The organism is Geodermatophilus sp. SYSU D01036, assembly GCF_054050435.1.
The window spans coordinates 18,511-34,463 of record NZ_JBJGZJ010000021.1 but is presented as its reverse complement, the minus strand read 5'-3'; the positions used below and the strand labels follow the sequence as shown (position 1 = coordinate 34,463).

General features: G+C 74.8%; 19 protein-coding genes. 7 read left to right on the top strand and 12 right to left on the bottom strand.

The features are described from left to right. Positions 1-90 precede the first annotated feature (90 nt). The 5 genes from ACI8AR_RS18370 to proC all read right to left on the bottom strand — a co-directional run bounded on the left by ACI8AR_RS18370 (position 91) and on the right by proC (position 3,886). Complete coding sequence (locus ACI8AR_RS18370; RefSeq protein WP_457052272.1) at positions 91-1,002, bottom strand: lysophospholipid acyltransferase family protein; 912 nt, start codon at positions 1,000-1,002, stop codon at positions 91-93. Then, entirely contained in the window at positions 995-2,113 is a 1,119-nt protein-coding gene (locus ACI8AR_RS18365; protein ID WP_457052271.1) for an NAD-dependent epimerase/dehydratase family protein, read from the bottom strand. Before ACI8AR_RS18365 ends, ACI8AR_RS18370 begins: the two co-directional genes overlap by 8 nt. Positions 2,114-2,123: 10 nt before the next feature. Beyond that, complete coding sequence (locus tag ACI8AR_RS18360) at positions 2,124-2,222, bottom strand: 30S ribosomal protein bS22 (protein ID WP_012854759.1); 99 nt, start codon at positions 2,220-2,222, stop codon at positions 2,124-2,126. Between the two features lie 248 nt (positions 2,223-2,470). Then, complete coding sequence (locus tag ACI8AR_RS18355; protein WP_456938194.1) at positions 2,471-2,815, bottom strand: helix-turn-helix domain-containing protein; 345 nt, start codon at positions 2,813-2,815, stop codon at positions 2,471-2,473. 252 nt (positions 2,816-3,067) lie between these two features. After that, entirely contained in the window at positions 3,068-3,886 is an 819-nt protein-coding gene (gene proC, locus ACI8AR_RS18350) for a pyrroline-5-carboxylate reductase (RefSeq protein ID WP_457052270.1), read from the bottom strand. A gap of 105 nt (positions 3,887-3,991) precedes the next feature. Here proC and ACI8AR_RS18345 point away from each other — a divergent pair, with 105 nt between their 5' ends. Next, positions 3,992-4,561 (top strand): type 1 glutamine amidotransferase domain-containing protein, encoded by a 570-nt coding sequence (locus tag ACI8AR_RS18345; protein ID WP_456938196.1) that lies wholly within the window; start codon positions 3,992-3,994, stop codon positions 4,559-4,561. Between the two features lie 27 nt (positions 4,562-4,588). Here ACI8AR_RS18345 and ACI8AR_RS18340 read toward each other — a convergent pair whose 3' ends face one another. Both ACI8AR_RS18340 and ACI8AR_RS18335 read right to left on the bottom strand, forming a co-directional pair. Further along, positions 4,589-5,461 (bottom strand): hypothetical protein, encoded by an 873-nt coding sequence (locus ACI8AR_RS18340; RefSeq protein WP_457052269.1) that lies wholly within the window; start codon positions 5,459-5,461, stop codon positions 4,589-4,591. Beyond that, on the bottom strand, positions 5,461-6,405 hold the full coding sequence (locus ACI8AR_RS18335; protein ID WP_457052268.1) for a Ppx/GppA phosphatase family protein: 945 nt from the start codon (positions 6,403-6,405) through the stop codon (positions 5,461-5,463). The genes ACI8AR_RS18340 and ACI8AR_RS18335 overlap by 1 nt, the downstream gene beginning before the upstream one ends. A gap of 40 nt (positions 6,406-6,445) precedes the next feature. Between ACI8AR_RS18335 and ACI8AR_RS18330 the strand changes: the two genes are divergently transcribed. From ACI8AR_RS18330 to ACI8AR_RS18320, 3 genes are all read left to right on the top strand, one after another. Then, a complete protein-coding gene (locus tag ACI8AR_RS18330) occupies positions 6,446-7,264 on the top strand; it encodes a hypothetical protein (RefSeq protein WP_457052267.1) in 819 nt (272 codons plus the stop codon). Positions 7,265-7,361: 97 nt separating this feature from the next. Further along, positions 7,362-9,539, top strand: a complete 2,178-nt coding sequence (locus ACI8AR_RS18325) for a bifunctional MFS transporter/dTMP kinase (protein ID WP_457052266.1) — start codon at positions 7,362-7,364, stop codon at positions 9,537-9,539. A gap of 5 nt (positions 9,540-9,544) precedes the next feature. Further along, entirely contained in the window at positions 9,545-10,396 is an 852-nt protein-coding gene (locus ACI8AR_RS18320; protein WP_457052265.1) for a class I SAM-dependent methyltransferase, read from the top strand. Positions 10,397-10,444: 48 nt separating this feature from the next. Here ACI8AR_RS18320 and ACI8AR_RS18315 read toward each other — a convergent pair whose 3' ends face one another. Beyond that, positions 10,445-11,458, bottom strand: a complete 1,014-nt coding sequence (locus ACI8AR_RS18315) for a helix-turn-helix domain-containing protein (protein WP_456938202.1) — start codon at positions 11,456-11,458, stop codon at positions 10,445-10,447. An 81-nt stretch (positions 11,459-11,539) separates the two neighbouring features. Between ACI8AR_RS18315 and ACI8AR_RS18310 the strand changes: the two genes are divergently transcribed. Further along, complete coding sequence (locus ACI8AR_RS18310) at positions 11,540-11,758, top strand: hypothetical protein (protein WP_457052264.1); 219 nt, start codon at positions 11,540-11,542, stop codon at positions 11,756-11,758. A 10-nt stretch (positions 11,759-11,768) separates the two neighbouring features. Continuing rightward, positions 11,769-11,990, top strand: coding sequence for a DUF3072 domain-containing protein (locus tag ACI8AR_RS18305; protein ID WP_456926510.1), 222 nt, complete (start codon positions 11,769-11,771; stop codon positions 11,988-11,990). 40 nt (positions 11,991-12,030) lie between these two features. Here the strand turns inward: ACI8AR_RS18305 and ACI8AR_RS18300 are convergent, their stop codons facing one another. Next, on the bottom strand, positions 12,031-12,711 hold the full coding sequence (locus ACI8AR_RS18300) for a winged helix-turn-helix domain-containing protein (protein WP_457052263.1): 681 nt from the start codon (positions 12,709-12,711) through the stop codon (positions 12,031-12,033). Beyond that, positions 12,708-13,934, bottom strand: coding sequence for a sensor histidine kinase (locus tag ACI8AR_RS18295; RefSeq protein WP_457052262.1), 1,227 nt, complete (start codon positions 13,932-13,934; stop codon positions 12,708-12,710). Before ACI8AR_RS18295 ends, ACI8AR_RS18300 begins: the two co-directional genes overlap by 4 nt. 219 nt (positions 13,935-14,153) lie before the next feature. Here ACI8AR_RS18295 and phoU point away from each other — a divergent pair, with 219 nt between their 5' ends. After that, positions 14,154-14,807, top strand: a complete 654-nt coding sequence (gene phoU, locus ACI8AR_RS18290; protein ID WP_456926507.1) for a phosphate signaling complex protein PhoU — start codon at positions 14,154-14,156, stop codon at positions 14,805-14,807. 59 nt (positions 14,808-14,866) lie between these two features. Here phoU and ACI8AR_RS18285 read toward each other — a convergent pair whose 3' ends face one another. Together ACI8AR_RS18285 and ACI8AR_RS18280 are read right to left on the bottom strand one after the other, a co-directional pair. Beyond that, positions 14,867-15,637 carry a phosphoglyceromutase gene (locus tag ACI8AR_RS18285; RefSeq protein WP_457052261.1) on the bottom strand — a complete coding sequence of 257 codons (771 nt, stop codon included), beginning with the start codon at positions 15,635-15,637 and terminating at the stop codon, positions 14,867-14,869. A gap of 5 nt (positions 15,638-15,642) precedes the next feature. Continuing rightward, positions 15,643-15,945, bottom strand: a complete 303-nt coding sequence (locus ACI8AR_RS18280) for a hypothetical protein (protein WP_456938209.1) — start codon at positions 15,943-15,945, stop codon at positions 15,643-15,645. Positions 15,946-15,953 lie beyond the last annotated feature (8 nt).

Genomic DNA, 15,953 nt, shown 5'->3' with positions numbered 1-15,953 from the left:
CGGCACCCGCCGGCACGTGCCGTCCCCGACCCCGCAGCGCGACTCCGACCCGCTCCTCGGCGGACCTTCCGGGCCCGCACTCGTCGCGGGTCAGGAGAAGACGGACCTGCGCTGCAGGAGCAGCTGGTAGATCGAGTGCTGGACGGTCTCCCGGACCTGGTCGGTCAGGTTGAACACCAGCATGGGGTCCTCGGCGGCGGCCGGGCCGTAGTGCGCGGTCTCGATCGGCTCGCCGAAGGCGATCAGCCACTTCGACGGCAGCGGCACCAGCCCGAGCGGGCCGAGCGCGGGGAAGGTCGGCGTCACCGGGAAGTACGGCAGCCCCAGCAGCCGGGCGAGGGTCTTCGCGTTGCCGACCATCGGGTAGATCTCCTCGGCGCCCACGATGGCGCAGGGGACGATCGGCTTGCCGGTGCGCAGAGCCGCCGTGACGAAACCGCCCCGACCGAACCGCTGCAGCGTGTACCGGTCGCGGAACGGCTTGCCGATCCCCTTGAACCCCTCGGGGAAGACGCCGACCAGCTCGTCGGCGCACAGCAGCCGCTCGGCGTCCTCGCTGCAGGCCAGCGTGGCGCCGAACTTGCGGGCCAGGGACCCGACGAAGGGCAGGTCGAAGACCAGGTCGGCGCCGAGCAGCCGGAACCGCCGCTGCGCCGGGTGGTCGTCGTGCAGCGCGACGGTGGCCATCAGCGCGTCGACCGGCACCGTGCCGGAGTGGTTCGCCACCACCAGCGCCCCGCCGTCGGTGGGCACGTTCTCGATGCCGTGGGTCTCGACGCGGAACCACCGGTTGAACAGCGGCCGCAGGACCGGCAGGAGCACGTGGTCGGTGAGGTCGGTGTCGAGGCCGAACTCGTCCGTCTCGTACTCGCCGGTCAGGCGGCGGCGGAGGAACTCCAGGCCGCCGGCGACCTGCTCGTCCCAGCTCGGGTCCGCCGGCGGCGGGACGTGCGGCCGGCCGTCGTCGTCGGGGCGCAGCCGGATGACGCGGGCCTCAGGCATCGCGCACCGCCCGCAGTCCCGGCGGGGCCGGCGCGGGCCGCAGCCGGCCCTGCACCGTCGTCCCCACGGAGGAGGCGACCGACCCGGCCCGCGCGACCAGCCCGCGGGCCTGGTCGGTCACCTCGCCGACCAGGGTGGGCGGGACCACCGGCGACACGGTGCGGGCGTAGTCGGCCAGCGCCTCGGCGGTGGTGTAGCGGGGGGTGTAGCCGAACTCGGTGCGCAGCACGGTCGTGTCCACGACCCGGCCGAAGTTGAGGAAGCGCATCTGCTCCGGGGAGTAGTCGACGTAGCCGAAGCGGCGGGTGAGCCGGCCGAGGGAGCCCAGCGCCGGCGAGGGCACCGGCAGCTGCAGCCGGCCCAGCCGGCGGATGGCCTGGGACAGCAGCAGCGTGCCCTCCCCCCCGACGTTCACCGTCCCCGCGAAGTCCCCGGTCGTGGCGCGGGTGAGGACGCCGAGGGCGTCGTCCTCGTGCAGCAGCTGCACGCGGGCGTCGTAGCCGAGGGCGGTGGGGACGACGGGCATGCGCAGGAACCCGGTGAGCACCGAGTCGATGCGCGGGCCGATGAAGTTGGTGAACCGCAGGACGGCGACCCCGACGTCGGGACGGCGGCGCGCGAAGGACCGCACGTAGCCCTCGATGTCGAGGCTGTCCTTGGCGAACCCGCCCGAGGGCACCCGGCGCGCCTGCATCGCCTCGGTGAAGACGGCGGGGTCGCGCGGGGAGGCGCCGTAGACGGCACTGGTCGACTTGAGCACCAGCCGGCGGACCGAGGGCGCGCGCTGGCAGGCGGCGAGGAGCTGCATCGTCCCGATGACGTTGAGCTCCTTCATCGGCCCCCGCCCGCCGGCACCGGCGGGCGTGGAGCTGATGTTCATGTGGACGACGGTGTCGACCGCCGCGGTGCCGATGACCTTGCCGATCAGCGGGTTGCGGATGTCGGCGCGCACGAACTCGGTGCGGCCGAGGCGGCGGAGCAGCTCCGCCGACGGGGGGACGGTGTCGACCCCGATGACCCGGTCGATGGACGGGTCGCGAGCGAGCTCGGCCGCCAGCGCACCACCCAGCCACCGGCTGACACCGGTGACGAGGACGACGGCAGGCGGCACGAGCGTCAGCTCACTTCTTGTTGCGACGCTGCACGCGGGTCTTCTTGAGCAGCTTGCGGTGCTTCTTCTTCGCCATCCGCTTGCGGCGCTTCTTGATGACCGAACCCATGTCCTGCTCCCGACGTCGTTGCCGCGTGTCGCGCCGGGGACCGCTGGTTCGGAACCGGACGCCACGCGAGTGTGGATCAGCTCGTGTGCGACGGCTCCGGCCGGGGGCCGGGGTGTCGCTCGGCGCCCGAGCCTACCCGGCGCCCCCGCGGCGACGCTGCCGCGGGAACCGGGCCGGACAGAACTCACCCGAGATGGCGGGTGGGGACGCCTGTCGCTGACTCCCTGCGGGGGCAGGGAGGTCCTCGCTCAGGCGATGTCGGTGTAGGCGTCGCGCAGGTAGTCCTGGACGGCGCGCTCGGGGACGCGGAAGGAGCGGCCGACGCGGACGGCGGACAGCTCGCCGGCGTGCACGAGGCGGTACACGGTCATCTTGGAGACGCGCATCATGCTGGCGACCTCGGCGACGGTCAGGAAGGTGACCGCGGCGCGCGGCTGCGGGACGGACGGGCGGCCGACGGGCATGGCGGCGGGGTGGGCCGGGCCGACGGGGCGCGCGACGGCAGCGGCGGCCGGCATCGGGCGGGCCATGGGCCGCGGGCCGGGGACGGCCGGGCGGACGTAGGCGGCGTTGGTGCGCTGGGGCATGGTCATGATCAGCTCTCCGGACCTAGCACGCGTCGGGCGTCGGCTTCCCCACCGACTACGGGACACGCACGTGCTGACACAGAGAGTAGGGGGACCCGCGTGACAGAAGCGATGGAAGAAACGAACACGGGGAACGGTCCGTCCCTGTCAGAACTACACCTATGCAACTCGCTTCACAGCCGTGTCGGCGCGTCTCCACGTGGACGTGTCGACACGATCACGTAGCGTCCCCCCACACCGGTCACGACCGGGTTACCGTCACCGGCTCCCGTCGGTCCGGCCGAGCTCCACCGAGCGCCGGGCGGCCGCCTCGATGGCCGCGATGAGCGCCGAGCGCACCGAGTGCCGCTCCAGCTCCCGGATGCCGGCGATGGTCGTGCCGCCGGGGCTGCTCACCGCGTCCCGCAGCTGCGCCGGGTGCTCCCCCGACTCGCGCAGCATCACCGCTGACCCCAGCGCCGTCTGCACCACCAGCTCGGTGGTCAGCGCCCGCGGCAGGCCGAGCAGCACCCCGGCGTCGACCATCGCCTCGACGAGGTAGAAGAAGTAGGCGGGCCCGCTGCCGGACAGCGCCGTCACCGCGTCCTGCTGGTACTCGGGCACCCGCGCCACCCGGCCGACGGTGGACAGCAGCGCCTCGGCCTCGTCCAGCTCGGCCTCGCCCGCCGAGGCCCCGGCCGACAGCACGCTCATGCCCTCGTCGACCAGCGCCGGGGTGTTCGGCATGACCCGCACCACCGGCACGCCGGCCGGCAGCGCCGCCTCGATCGTGGCGGTGGAGATCCCGGCGGCGATGCTGACCACCAGGTGCCCGGCGTCCACCGACGGCGCCAGCCGCTCCAGCAGCGCCGGCAGGTCCTGCGGCTTGACCGCCAGGAGCAGCACCCGCGCGCGGGCGGCCGCCTCCTCGATCCCGACGACGTCGATCCCGTAGTGGGTGGCGAGCTCCCGGCCCCGCTCCGGGTGCCGCTCGCAGACGACGACGCCGTCCGGGCCCTGCCTCTTCACCAGCCCGGCCAGCAGCGCCTCGCCCATCTTCCCGCCGCCGTAGACCGCCAGGCCCTGCCGCTGTGCCATCCCGTTCTCCCAGCTCTCGGTGTGCGCCGGACGCCGCATCGACCCCGCGTCGGACGGTAGTGCGCGCGGGTGTGCCGTCTCCCGGTGCCGGGTAGCCGCGCCCGCATGGCAGGAGAACTGGACGGGATGAAGGTGGCCGTGCTCGCGACCGACGGCGTCGAGCAGGTCGAGCTCGAACGGCCGTGGCAGGCGCTGGAGGACGCCGGGGCCGAGCCGGAGCTGGTGTCGCTGGACGGCGGCAGCATCACGATGTACCAGCACATCGACAAGGGCGACACCAAGAAGGTGGACACGACCGTCGCCTCGGCCGACCCCGAGGACTACGCCGCGCTGGTCCTGCCCGGCGGCGTCATCAACGGCGACTTCGTCCGGGCCGACGCCGACGCCGTCGCGTTCGTGAAGGCGTTCTTCGACGCGGACAAGCCGGTCGCGGCCATCTGCCACGCGCCGTGGGTGCTGGCGGAGGCCGACGTCGTCCGGGGCCGGCGGATGACGTCGTGGCCGTCGCTGCAGACCGACCTGCGCAACGCGGGCGCGAAGTGGGTCGACGAGGAGGTCGTCGTCGACGGCAACCTGGTCACCAGCCGCAAGCCCGACGACCTCGACGCGTTCGCCGCAGCGATCGTCGAGCAGTTCGGCCAGGCCGGCGCCGAGGAGGACGACGAGGACGAGTGAGGTGCGGCCGGGCTGCCCGGCGGCACCTCAGGTGCCGGCGAGCAGCCCGGCGGCCGGGGCGATGGTGAGCAGCGTCCCGGCGAACACGAGGACGGCGACCAGCCGCAGCCCCGTGGGCTCGCGGCCGGTGCGCTGCCGCCAGGCGCCCACACCGGCGACCAGGCCGGTCACCGCGAGCGGGGCGAGGACCACCGCGACCTGCGGCACCTGCTCCCAGACGACGGTGGCCAGGAAGTAGATGCCGACGCCGGCGGCCAGCGCCAGGACCAGCTCGCCGGCGAAGCGCAGCCAGGCCAGCGCGCCCTCCTTGGCGCCCAGCGGCTCGTCGAGGACCTCGGTCTCCCCGGCGCGGGTGAGCGGGATCGGCCCGGTGGCCGGGGCGGGCTCCGCCGCCGCGGCGCCGGGGACACCCGGCTTGCGGGAGGGCCGGATGCCCGGGATGGCCGCGGTCGACGGCTCGGCCGGACCGCGCCCGCCCTCGGCCGGCGCCCCCGCGACGCGACCGGTGTCCCGGGTCCGCCTGGCCTTCTCGGCGGCCTTCTCGGCGGCCTTCGCCGCGGCCTTCTCGGCCCGGCCCACCTTCTCGACCCTGGCGGCCGTCTTCTCCACGGCCCGGTCCCGGGCCTGGCGGCCGGTGTCGGCGACCGGACCCGTGTCGCGGGACAGCCGGCCGGTCTCGGAGACCCGGCCGGTGTCGCCGGCGCGGCGGCCGGGGTTGGGCGCGTCCTCGGTGTCGGGGTCGCGGCGGCGCTGCTTGATCGGGATGTCGCCGGTGTCGCCGCGGCGCCGGCGCACGCTGCGCGGGGCCTCGATGCCCGCCTCGCGCAGGATGTCGGCCAGCGGCCGGCCGCCGGTCTCCGGACCGCGCCCGGGGTCGGGGTCCCTGCGGGGCTGTGCCATCACGCGCCTCCCAAGGAGTCCAGTCGCCGCAGGATGACGCCCTCGCGCAGCGCCCACGGACAGATCTTGACGGAGGGTAGTTCCAGCGCCTGCATGGCCGCCTGCGCCACCACGGCACCGGCCGGCACCTGGTGGGCGCGGTCGGGTGACACGCCGCGCAGCTCGGCCAGGCTGCGCGCCTCGATGCGGGACACGAAGCCGATCAGCTGGCCGAGGCCGTCGAGGGTGAGCTCGCGGGGCACCCGCAGGCCGGCCGAGTAGGGCGCCGCGCCGGTCAGCCGTGCCAGCGTGCGGAAGGTCTTGCTCGTCGCCGCCACCAGGTCCGGCGCGCCGGCGCCGCGCAGCTTCTTCGCCGCCGGCTTGAGCACGTCGGCCGCGTGCTCGCCGAGCGCCTCCAGGGCCGCGAGGTCGGGCCGGCCGCCCTCGGCGGCGTCCTGCAGGAAGCGGCGGGTCATCCGGCCGGCGCCCAGCGGCACCGACAGCGCGACGTCGGGGTCCTCGTCGACGCCGCTGGCCAGCTCGAGCGAGCCGCCGCCGATGTCGAGGACCAGCAGCCGGCCCGCGCTCCAGCCGTACCAGCGGCGGACGGCGAGGAAGGTGAGCCGGGCCTCCTCCTCGCCGCTGGTCACCTGCAGCTCGACGCCGGTCTGCGCGCGGACGCGGTCCAGCACCTCCATGCCGTTGACCGCCTCGCGGATGGCCGAGGTGACCAGCGCGAGGACCTCGTCGCAGCCCTGCTCCTCGGCCCGCCGGCAGGCCTTGCGCACGGCGGCGACCAGCGCCTTCTCCCCGGTCTTGGAGAGGACGTCGTCCTTGCCGACGTGCTCGGCCAGGCGCAGGACCGCGCGGTCGTCGTACGTCGGGGTGGGGTGGCCGCCGCGGTGGGCGTCCACCACGAGCAGGTGGACGGTGTTCGAGCCGACGTCCAGCACCCCGAGCCGCATGCGGTCAGTCTGCCGGGCGGGCCGTCCCTAGGCTGGACCGGTGCAGGACGTACCGCCGGAGGTCGACCCGGACTTCGCCCGCGAGTGGATCGAGTTCCCGGACCCGGCCGACCCGCGGCACGTCGTCCGCGCCGACCTGACCTGGCTGTCCTCCGCCTGGACCTGCGTGTTCGGCCGCGGCTGCGCCGGCGTCGTCGAGGGCCGGGCCGACGACGGCTGCTGCAGCCACGGCGCGTTCTTCAGCGACGAGGACGACCTCGCCCGGGTGACCGCCGCCGTCGCCGACCTCACCGACGAGGACTGGCAGCTCGCGCCGCTCGGCCGCGGCGCCTGGACCGAGGAGGACAGCGCGGACGACGTGGCCCCCGAGGAGGGCGGCGTCCGCTCGCTGCGCACCCGGCTGGTCGACGGCGCCTGCGTCTTCCTCAACCGCCCCGGCTTCCCGGGCGGCACCGGCTGCGCGCTGCACCGGATGGCGCTGCGCGAGGAGCTGCACCCGCTGCTCACCAAGCCCGACGTGTGCTGGCAGCTGCCGGTGCGCCGCGAGCAGGAGGAGGTCGAGCGGCCCGACGGGACGACGGTGCTGGTGAGCACGATCGGCGAGTTCGACCGCCGCGGCTGGGGCCCGGGCGGCGCCGACCTGCACTGGTGGTGCACCGGCTCGCCGGCCGCGCACGTCTCCCCCGAGCCGCTGGTGGTCACCTACGCCGCCGAGCTCACCGCCCTGCTCGGCCCGGCGGCCTACACCGAGCTGCGCCGGCTCACCGAGGCCCGGCTGGACCTCGGTCTCATCGCCCCGCACCCGGCCAGCCCGGCGCCGGTGCCCCTCCCGCTGCCGCGGCTGCGGCCCGGCGGCTGAGCGTCACTCCCCCGTCCGAGGTGCGGCGGAGGCCGGATCGGCACCGCCCGCCACTACCCTGCTGGGGACGACCCGCGACGACCGGACGGCGAGGACTGTGAGCGACGGACAGGCGGCGGGCCCCCGCGCGCGCCCGGCGGGGTCGTCGGCCAGTGGGCGGGCGCAGGAGAACGCGCTGCTCGTCCTCCTGCGCATCCCGGTGTTCCGCCGCATGTGGGCGGCGATCACCGTCTCCAGCCTCGGCGACTGGCTGGGCCTGCTGGCCACCACGGCGATGGCCCAGCAGCTCACCCGCGACCAGTCGCTCGGCGTCCAGGGCGCGGCGATCTCCGGCGTCATCCTCACCCGGCTGCTGCCCGACCTGCTCCTCGGCCCGATCGCCGGCGCGCTGGCCGACCGGCTCGACCGGCGCACCACCGTCGTCGTCGGGGACCTGCTGGCCTGCTCGCTGTACCTGTCGATCGCCTTCAGCTACGAGCTGACCTGGCTCTACGTCGCGCAGTTCCTCGTCGAGGCGGTCGGGCTGTTCACCAACCCGGCCAAGCAGGCGATCTGGGTGGCGATCGTGCCGCGCGAGCGGCTGGCCGTGGCCAACCAGGTGTCGCTGTTCAGCGTCTACGGCGCGGTGCCGGTCGCGTCGCTGCTGTTCGCCCTGCTGTCCACGGCCGCGCGGGTGTTCCCCGGCAGCGGCGGGGCCGCGGACGCGCGGACGGCGATCGTCGTCGCCCTGGTGTTCAACTCGGCGAGCTTCGCGCTCTCGGCCACCACGGTGTTCCTGTCCCGGCGGCTCATCCCGCGGACGCCCGTCGACCGGCAGTCGTCGTCGAACGTGTTCTCCCTCGTCGTCGAGGGCGTCTCCTTCCTGCGCGGGCAGCCGCTGATGCGCGCGCTGTACGTCGGCGTCATCGGCGCGTTCGGGGCGGGCGGGCTGATCATCGGCGTGGCGCAGCTCTACATCGCCACCCTCGACGCCGGTGCCGCCGGGTACGGCGTGGTGTTCGGCATCGTCTTCACCGGCCTGGCCCTCGGCATGCTGGTCGGGCCGCGGATCCTGCCCACGATCCCGCGGCGCAGCCTGTTCGCCCGCTCCATCGGCCTGGCCGGCATCGCGCTGCTGGCGATGTCCCTGCTGCAGGACTTCGTCCTCGCCACCATGGCGGCGTTCCTCGTCGGCCTGTTCGCGGGGATCTCCTGGATCATCGGCTACACGCTCATCGGCTTCGAGGTCGAGGACCGGCTGCGCGGCCGGGTGTTCGCCTTCGTCGTGTCCTCGGTGCGCATCGTCCTGCTGCTGTCGGTCGCCGTCGGCCCGGGCCTGGCCGGCCTGCTCGGCAACCACGACCTGCGCGTCGGCGAGCTGATGCTCAGCCTCACCGGGCCCGGTCTCACGCTGCTAATCGGCGGCGTCCTCGCGCTGCTGGTCAGCGCCTACGCCGTCCGCCAGGTCGTCCCCCGCGGCCGGCCGGGCACCCGCCCGCGCGACGTGTTCCGGCTGCTGTGGGGCAGCTCGGACATCCTGTCGGCCTCGGCCAGCGGCACCGGCCTGTTCGTCGTCGTCGAGGGCGCCGACCGCGACCTCACCCGCCGCTACACCGCCGAGCTCGCCCAGGTGCTGCGCGACTGCGGCCGCCCGGTGGTGGCCACGCACGAGCCGAGCGACACGGCGCTGGGCCGGCAGGTCCGCACGCTGCTCTACCCGCCGGCGCCCGAGAAGGCCGGCGCGACCGACGGCGAGGGCCACCCGGTGGCCGCCTACACCGCGGCGCTGCTGGCCGCCGCCGACCGCGCCGAGCACGTGGCCACCGTCATCCGGCCGGCGCTGCAGCGGCGCGAGGTCGTCGTGTGCAACCACTACGTGGACACCTCGATCGCCTTCCACGGCGCCGGGCAGGGCCTGGACGCCGACCGCATCTTCCGCACCTCGCTGTGGGCCACCCGCGGCCTGCTGCCCGACCTCACCGTGGTCGTCGACTCCCCCGTCACCGCCGGTCCCGCGGACGCCGACGCCGACGCGGTGCGCGCGGCGTTCCTCGCCCAGGCCGACGCCGCGCCCGACCGCTACGTCGTCGTGCCCGGCGAGCTGCTGGGCACCGACGGCGGCCCGGACGGTGACGGTCTGGTCTCGACGGCGGTGCGGCGGAGGATCACCGCGCTGGTCACCCAGCGCTACCCCGAGCTCGGCGAGCGCGCCGACGGCGCCTCCGGGGCGACCGACCCGCCGGTCGGCGCGGCGCGGACCGGTACCGGGGGGATCGCCGGAGGCTCCGTAGGCTGACCGGCGTGAGCCCCCCGGTGAGCCCCGGCCCGGTGACCTGGACCCCCGAGGACACCGAGGCGGTCGGGTGCTGCCTGTGCGGCGTGCCCGGCCGGCTCGTGCACGACCTCTCCCCGTTCGGCGTCGTCCGCTGCCCGTCCTGCGGCCTGGTGTTCATCAGCCCCCGGCTGCGGCCGGAGGCGCTGCAGCGGCTCTACGACGACGTCGGCTACTTCGAGGGCGGCGTGTACGGCAGCGCCGTCGACGGGGCGGCGCAGGAGCCCCGCCGGTTCGACCCCGCGATGCTGCTGCAGCGCACCTGGACCGCCGGGCGGCTCGCGCTGCTCGACCGGGTCCGGGGCCGCGCCGCCGGCGGCCGGCTGCTCGAGGTCGGCGCCGGCTACGGCCTGTTCCTCGACGCGGCGCGCCGGGCCGGCTGGCAGACCAGCGGGGTGGAGCTGTCCCGCACCGGCGCGAAGCACGCCACCGAGGTGCTGGGGCTCGACGTGTTCTGCGGCCAGCTCGCCGAGGCGCCGCTGGAGCCGGGCTTCGACGTCGTCTGCGCGTGGGACACCGTCGAGCACGTGCCCGACCCGCTCGACTTCTGGCGCACCGCCCGCTCCCTGGTGGCCGACGACGGCGTCGTGCTGTTCTCCACGCCGTACGTCTCGTCGCTGCCGGCGCGGCTGCTCGGCACCCGCTGGTGGACGCTGAAGCCGGCCGAGCACATCTGGCACTTCACCCCGCGCACGCACGCGATGCTGCTGGCGCGGGCCGGGTTCGCGCTGACGCAGGTGGTCCGCAGCCCGCTCGCCCCGAGCAACGCCGGCCGGCTGGACTCCCTGGTCGGCGTCGCGCGCCCCGTCCCCCTGGGCTGACGCAGCCGGGTCTCCTGGGCGGCGGGGTCTCCTGGGCGGCGGGGTCCCCTAGGCGGCGGGGTCCTCGCCCGCCGGGACGAGCTCGACCCGGGCGCCGCCGGTGCGGAAGGTCTGCCGGTACGCGCGCGGCGAGACGCCGCGGCGGCGGCTGAACTGCTCGCGGAACCCGGCGGCGGTGCCGAAGCCGACCAGCCGGGCGATCTCCTCCACCGGCGCGTCGCTCTCCTCGAGCAGCGTCTCCGCGGCGGCGAGCCGCTGACCGAGCAGCCACGCGTGCGGCGTCGTCCCGGTGGTGGCCTTGAAGCGGCGGGCGAAGCTGCGCGGGCTCATCAGCGCGCGGCGGGCGAGCACCTCGACGCTGATGTCCTCGGCCAGGTGCGCGCGGGCCCAGTCCAGGACGAGGCCGAGCAGGTCGTCCTCGCAGCGGGCGACCGGCTCGTCGATGTACTGGGCCTGGCCGCCGTCGCGGTGCGGCGGCACGACCATCTCGCGGGCCAGGGCGTTGGCCGCCGCGGCACCCCACTCGCGGCGGATGAAGTGCAGCAACGCGTCGACGCCGCTGGCGGTGCCGGCGCCGGTGATGAGGGTGCCCTCGTCGACGTAGAGGACCCGCGGGTCGACGTCGACCTGCGGGTAGCGGGCGGCCAACTCCCCGGCGTAGCGCCAGTGGGTGGTGGCCCGCTTGCCGTCGAGCAGCCCGGCCGCCGCGACGACGAACGCGCCCGTGCAGTGGCTGATGATCTGGCCGCCGCGGGCGTGCACGGCGCGCAGCGCGTCGATGACCTCCGGCGGCACGGGCGCGGAGAGCTTCTCCCAGGCGGTGACCAGGACGACGTCGGAGACGGCCAGCCGCTCGAGGCCGTGCTCGACGTAGAGGGTCAGCCCGGTGTCGGTCCGCACCATCCCCGGCCGGTCGGTGACGATCGCGAAGTCGAAGCGGGGCATGCCGAAGCGGCGGTAGTCGTAGCCGAAGACCTCGGCGGCGACGCCGAGGCCGAAGGCGCCCAGGACGCCGTCGCCGGCGAGCAGGCTGACGACGAGCGGGCGGTCGGATCCGGTCACACCGACATCATGGCAGGAAAGACGCGATCCATGTCACCCCTGCCACTCGTCCCGGGTGCGGCTGCGGAGCACGCTCGTCCCATGTTGCTGATCACCTGCCCCGTGACCCGGACCGACGAGCTGGTCGCCGAACGGCGCATCCGGTCGGTCGCCAACCACCCGACCCACATCGCGATGGCGGTCGAGTGCCCCGCCTGCGGGAGCGTGCACGTCTACCGCACCGGCCGGCGCTGGGAGGCCGCGCGGGCCTCCGGGGCCGGAGAGGCCGCTCGGCCTGCGGCGGAGCTCACCCACGCCTAGCATCGAACACATGAGCGAATCGAACGCGAACACCGGCCAGGCCGGGGACCCGACCGCCGAGAAGGACCCGTCGGACTGGGTGACCGGCGACGAGCCCGCCACCGGGGCGCAGAAGAGCTACCTGCACACGCTGGCCCGCCAGGCCGGCGAGGACGTGCCGGAGGACATCACCAAGGCCGACGCGTCCCGGAAGATCGACGAGCTCCAGGAGGAGACCGGCCGGGGTCAGTGACCCCGGCTGGTCCCGGCCCGGTGAGGTGCCGGCCCTCCGGCTACTGCTCGAACTTGTAGCCCAGGCCCCGCACCGTCACCAGGTGCTTGGGGTTGGCGGGATCGGGCTCGATCTTGGCGCGCAGCCGCTTGACGTGGACGTCGAGGGTCTTGGTGTCGCCCACGTAGTCCGAGCCCCAGACGCGGTCGATGAGCTGGCCGCGGGTCAGCACCCGGCCGGCGTTGCGCAGCAGCAGCTCGAGCAGGTCGAACTCCTTGAGCGGCAGGGCCACCGGCTCGCCGTCGACGGCGACGACGTGCCGCTCGACGTCCATCCGCACCGGGCCGGCCTCCAGCGCGCCGTCGGCAGGGGCCTCGACGTCGCCGCGGCGGCGCAGCACCGCCCGGATCCGGGCGACCAGCTCGCGCGCCGAGTACGGCTTGGTGACGTAGTCGTCGGCGCCGAGCTCCAGGCCCACGACCTTGTCGACCTCGGAGTCCTTGGCCGTGAGCATGATGATCGGGACGTTGCTGCGGGAACGCAGTGCCCGGCACACCTCGGTGCCCGGCAGGCCGGGGAGCATGAGGTCGAGCAGGACGACGTCGGCGCCCGCGCGGTCGAACTCGGCCAGGGCGTCGGGGCCGGTGGCGGCGACGACCGCCTCGAACCCCTCCCGCCCGAGCATGTACGACAGCGCGTCGGAGAAGGACTCCTCGTCCTCCACCACGAGCACTCGGGTCATGACCGTCCTTCCTGGAGGACCGGCGCGGCACCGGCGGCCGTACCGGGAGCTTCGCGGCGGTCCTCGACCGCCAGGGGGATGCGCAGCGTGAAGGTGGAGCCGAGGCCCTCCTCGCTCCACACGCTGACCGAGCCGCCGTGGTTGCTGGCCACGTGCTTGACGATCGCCAGGCCCAGGCCGGTGCCGCCGGTGCTGCTGGCCCGCGACTGGTCGACGCGGTAGAAGCGCTCGAAGACCCGCTCCCGGTCCGCCCGCGGGATGCCGATGCCGCTGTCGGTGACGGCGATCTCGGCGAACCCGCCGCGCGCCCGCGCCCCGACGGCGGTCTTCGTGTTCTCGGGGCTGTAGGCCACCGCGTTGGCCAGCAGGTTGGTGACCGCCGTCGTCAGCTGGGCCTCCACACCCCGCACGACCAGGCCGTGGGCCCCGCCGACGGCGATCGTGATGCCCTTGGCCGCCGCGGCCAGGCCGGTGCGGTCGACGGCCTCGGCCAGCACCCTGTCGACGTCGACGGGCACGAGCTCGGGCAGCGGCTCGGCGCCCTGTAGGCGGGACAGGTCGATGAGCTCCCGCACGAGCCGGGCCAGCCGGTCGGCCTCGTGCGCCATCCGCGCGGCGAAGCGCTGGACGGTCTCCGGGTCGTCGGCGGCGCCCTGCACGGCCTCGGCGAGCAGGCCCAGCGCACCGACCGGCGTCTTGAGCTCGTGCCCGACGTTGGCGACGAAGTCGCGCCGGACCGCCTCGACCCGGCGGGCCTCGGTCACGTCCTGGAGGACCAGCGCCACGGGGCCGGGGACGGCCGAGGGGGCGACCTCGCCGGGCGGGGTGTCCAACCGGACGCCGTGCGCCCCGACCAGCCGCGTGCCGCCGCCGACGACCTCGCCGGGGAGGGTGACGTCCGAGCGCCGGTGCCCGCGGCGGCGGACCTGCCTCACGAGGTCCTGCAGCGCGGGGACGACGAGCCGGCGCTCGCGGACGATGCCGAGCCCGCGCGCGGTCGGGTTGGCCACGACGACGGCGTCGTCCTTGTCGAGCAGGAGGACCGCGGGGTCCATCAGGTCGAGCAGCCGGCGGGCGAGCAGCGCCTCGGAGGGCGCGTTCCGCGCGTCGTCGTCGCCGGGGCGCTCAGGCCCGTCGGCGGTCCGGCGGACGAGCAGCACGACGACGGCCGCCACGACGGCGCCGACGGCGAAGCCGGCCACGAGGGCGACCAGCGTGCTCACGGGGCCGATGCTAGGCCGCAGCCGGACCCGGTCATCCCCCGTGTGAGTGGTGGCGCAACCGGGTAGGGCGACTGTTCACGCTGGAGTGCCCCCTCGTTCACCGATCGGGCCCGTCCGGCGTCTCCTCACCGCCTACCCTCGAACCGTCAGGACGGCGCACCGAGCAGATGGTGTCCGGACGGCGGCACCCGGTGGACGGCCGGCCGACGAGGAGGACCCGTGCGCGAGCACTACCGCGAAGAGCTCGAGGACATCAACCACTGCCTGGTGGAGATGGCCAACTCGGTCGGTTCGGCGATGAACAAGGCCACGACTGCGCTGCTCGACGCCGACGTCGCCCTCGCCGACCTGGTCATCGCCGGCGACGAGCACATCGACGCGATGCGCGAGAGCATCGAGGAGCGCTGCTTCACCCTGCTGGCCCGCCAGCAGCCGGTCGCCACCGACCTGCGCACGGTCACCACCGCGATGCGCATCGTCGGGGACCTCGAGCGCATGGGCGACCTCGCCGTCCACGTGGCCAAGCTCGCCCGGATGCGCTTCCCGGAGTCCGCCGTCCCCGCCGAGGTGCGGCCGATCTTCCTCGAGGCCGGCCACGTCGCGCAGAGCCTGGTCACCCAGGTCGGCGCCGTCATCGCCAAGCTCGACGTCGAGGGCGCCGCGCGGCTGGAGAAGGACGACGACCTCATGGACCAGCTGCACCGCCAGCTGTTCACCGAGCTGCTCAGCCCCGGCTGGACGCACGGCATGGAGTCGGCCATCGACATCACCCTGCTCGGCCGCTACTACGAGCGGTTCGCCGACCACGCCGTGAGCGTCGCCCGCCGCGTGGTCTTCCTCGTCACCGGCGAGCGGGACATGCAGGCGGTCTGACCGCCCGACGCACGAGGGCCCCCACCGCAGCCTGCGGTGGGGGCCCTCGTGCGTCGGGGCTACTTCTTGCCCTGGTTCTTGACCGCCTCGATCGCGGCCGCGGCGGCCTCGGGGTCGAGGTACTCCCCGCCCGGCTTGACCGGCCGCAGGTCGGCGTCGAGGTCGTAGCGCAGCGGGACGCCGGTGGGGATGTTCAGCCCCACCACCTCGTCCTCGCCCATGCCGTCGAGGTGCTTGACCAGCGCCCGCAGGCTGTTGCCGTGCGCGGCCACCAGCACGGTGGCGCCGCTGCGCAGGTCCGGCACGATCGCGTCGTACCAGTACGGGAGCATCCGGACCACGACGTCGGCCAGGCACTCGGTGGCCGGGCGCACCTCCGGCGGCAGGAAGGCGTAGCGCGGGTCGGCGTCCTGCGAGAACTCGCTGCCGGCCTCGATCGGCGGCGGCGGGGTGCTGTAGGAGCGCCGCCAGGTCATGAACTGCTCCTCGCCGTACTCGGCGAGGGTGGCCGCCTTGTCCTTGCCCTGCAGCGCGCCGTAGTGCCGCTCGTTGAGGCGCCACGAGCGGCACACCGGGATCCACTGCCGGTCGGCGGCGGCCAGCGCCAGCTCCGCGGTGGTGATCGCCCGCCGCAGCAGCGAGGTGTGCAGCACGTCGGGCAGCAGGCCGTGCTCGGCCAGCAGCTGCCCGCCGCGGGTGGCCTCGGCCCGGCCCTTCTCCGACAGCTCGACGTCCACCCAGCCGGTGAACAGGTTGGCCTTGTTCCACTCGCTCTCGCCGTGGCGGAGCAGGACCAGGGTGCCGGGTGCGTTCTCCGCAGACGTCGTCACACCGGTCATCCTGCCAGCAGCGGCCAGAGCACCCACGCCTCGTACAGCACCGGCGGGACCAGCCCGAGCAGCAGCCAGGGGCTCCGCACCCGGCGGGCGGCCCCCCAGCGCACGGCGGCGACCAGCGCCACGCTGCAGGTCAGCGCGACCGCCAGCCACAGCGCGGTGGCGGCGACGTCGACGACGAACAGCTGCGCCAGCACCAGCTGCACCGCGCACAGCAGCAGCGGGTAGACCAGGCCGGACGCGGCGACCACCCCGATCAGCGCGCGGCCCAGCCGTTCCTGCGCGGCGGGCGGCTCCTGCACGCACCCAC

Coding starts and splice junctions, on each gene's coding strand:
- ACI8AR_RS18370 (WP_457052272.1), bottom strand. CDS start 1,002: ATGCCTGAGGCCCGCGTCATCCGGCTGCGCCCCGACGACGACGGCCGG.
- ACI8AR_RS18360 (WP_012854759.1), bottom strand. CDS start 2,222: ATGGGTTCGGTCATCAAGAAGCGCCGCAAGCGGATGGCGAAGAAGAAG.
- ACI8AR_RS18355 (WP_456938194.1), bottom strand. CDS start 2,815: ATGACCATGCCCCAGCGCACCAACGCCGCCTACGTCCGCCCGGCCGTC.
- proC (WP_457052270.1), bottom strand. CDS start 3,886: ATGGCACAGCGGCAGGGCCTGGCGGTCTACGGCGGCGGGAAGATGGGC.
- ACI8AR_RS18345 (WP_456938196.1), top strand. CDS start 3,992: ATGGCAGGAGAACTGGACGGGATGAAGGTGGCCGTGCTCGCGACCGAC.
- ACI8AR_RS18340 (WP_457052269.1), bottom strand. CDS start 5,461: ATGGCACAGCCCCGCAGGGACCCCGACCCCGGGCGCGGTCCGGAGACC.
- ACI8AR_RS18335 (WP_457052268.1), bottom strand. CDS start 6,405: ATGCGGCTCGGGGTGCTGGACGTCGGCTCGAACACCGTCCACCTGCTC.
- ACI8AR_RS18310 (WP_457052264.1), top strand. CDS start 11,540: ATGTTGCTGATCACCTGCCCCGTGACCCGGACCGACGAGCTGGTCGCC.
- ACI8AR_RS18305 (WP_456926510.1), top strand. CDS start 11,769: ATGAGCGAATCGAACGCGAACACCGGCCAGGCCGGGGACCCGACCGCC.
- ACI8AR_RS18300 (WP_457052263.1), bottom strand. CDS start 12,711: ATGACCCGAGTGCTCGTGGTGGAGGACGAGGAGTCCTTCTCCGACGCG.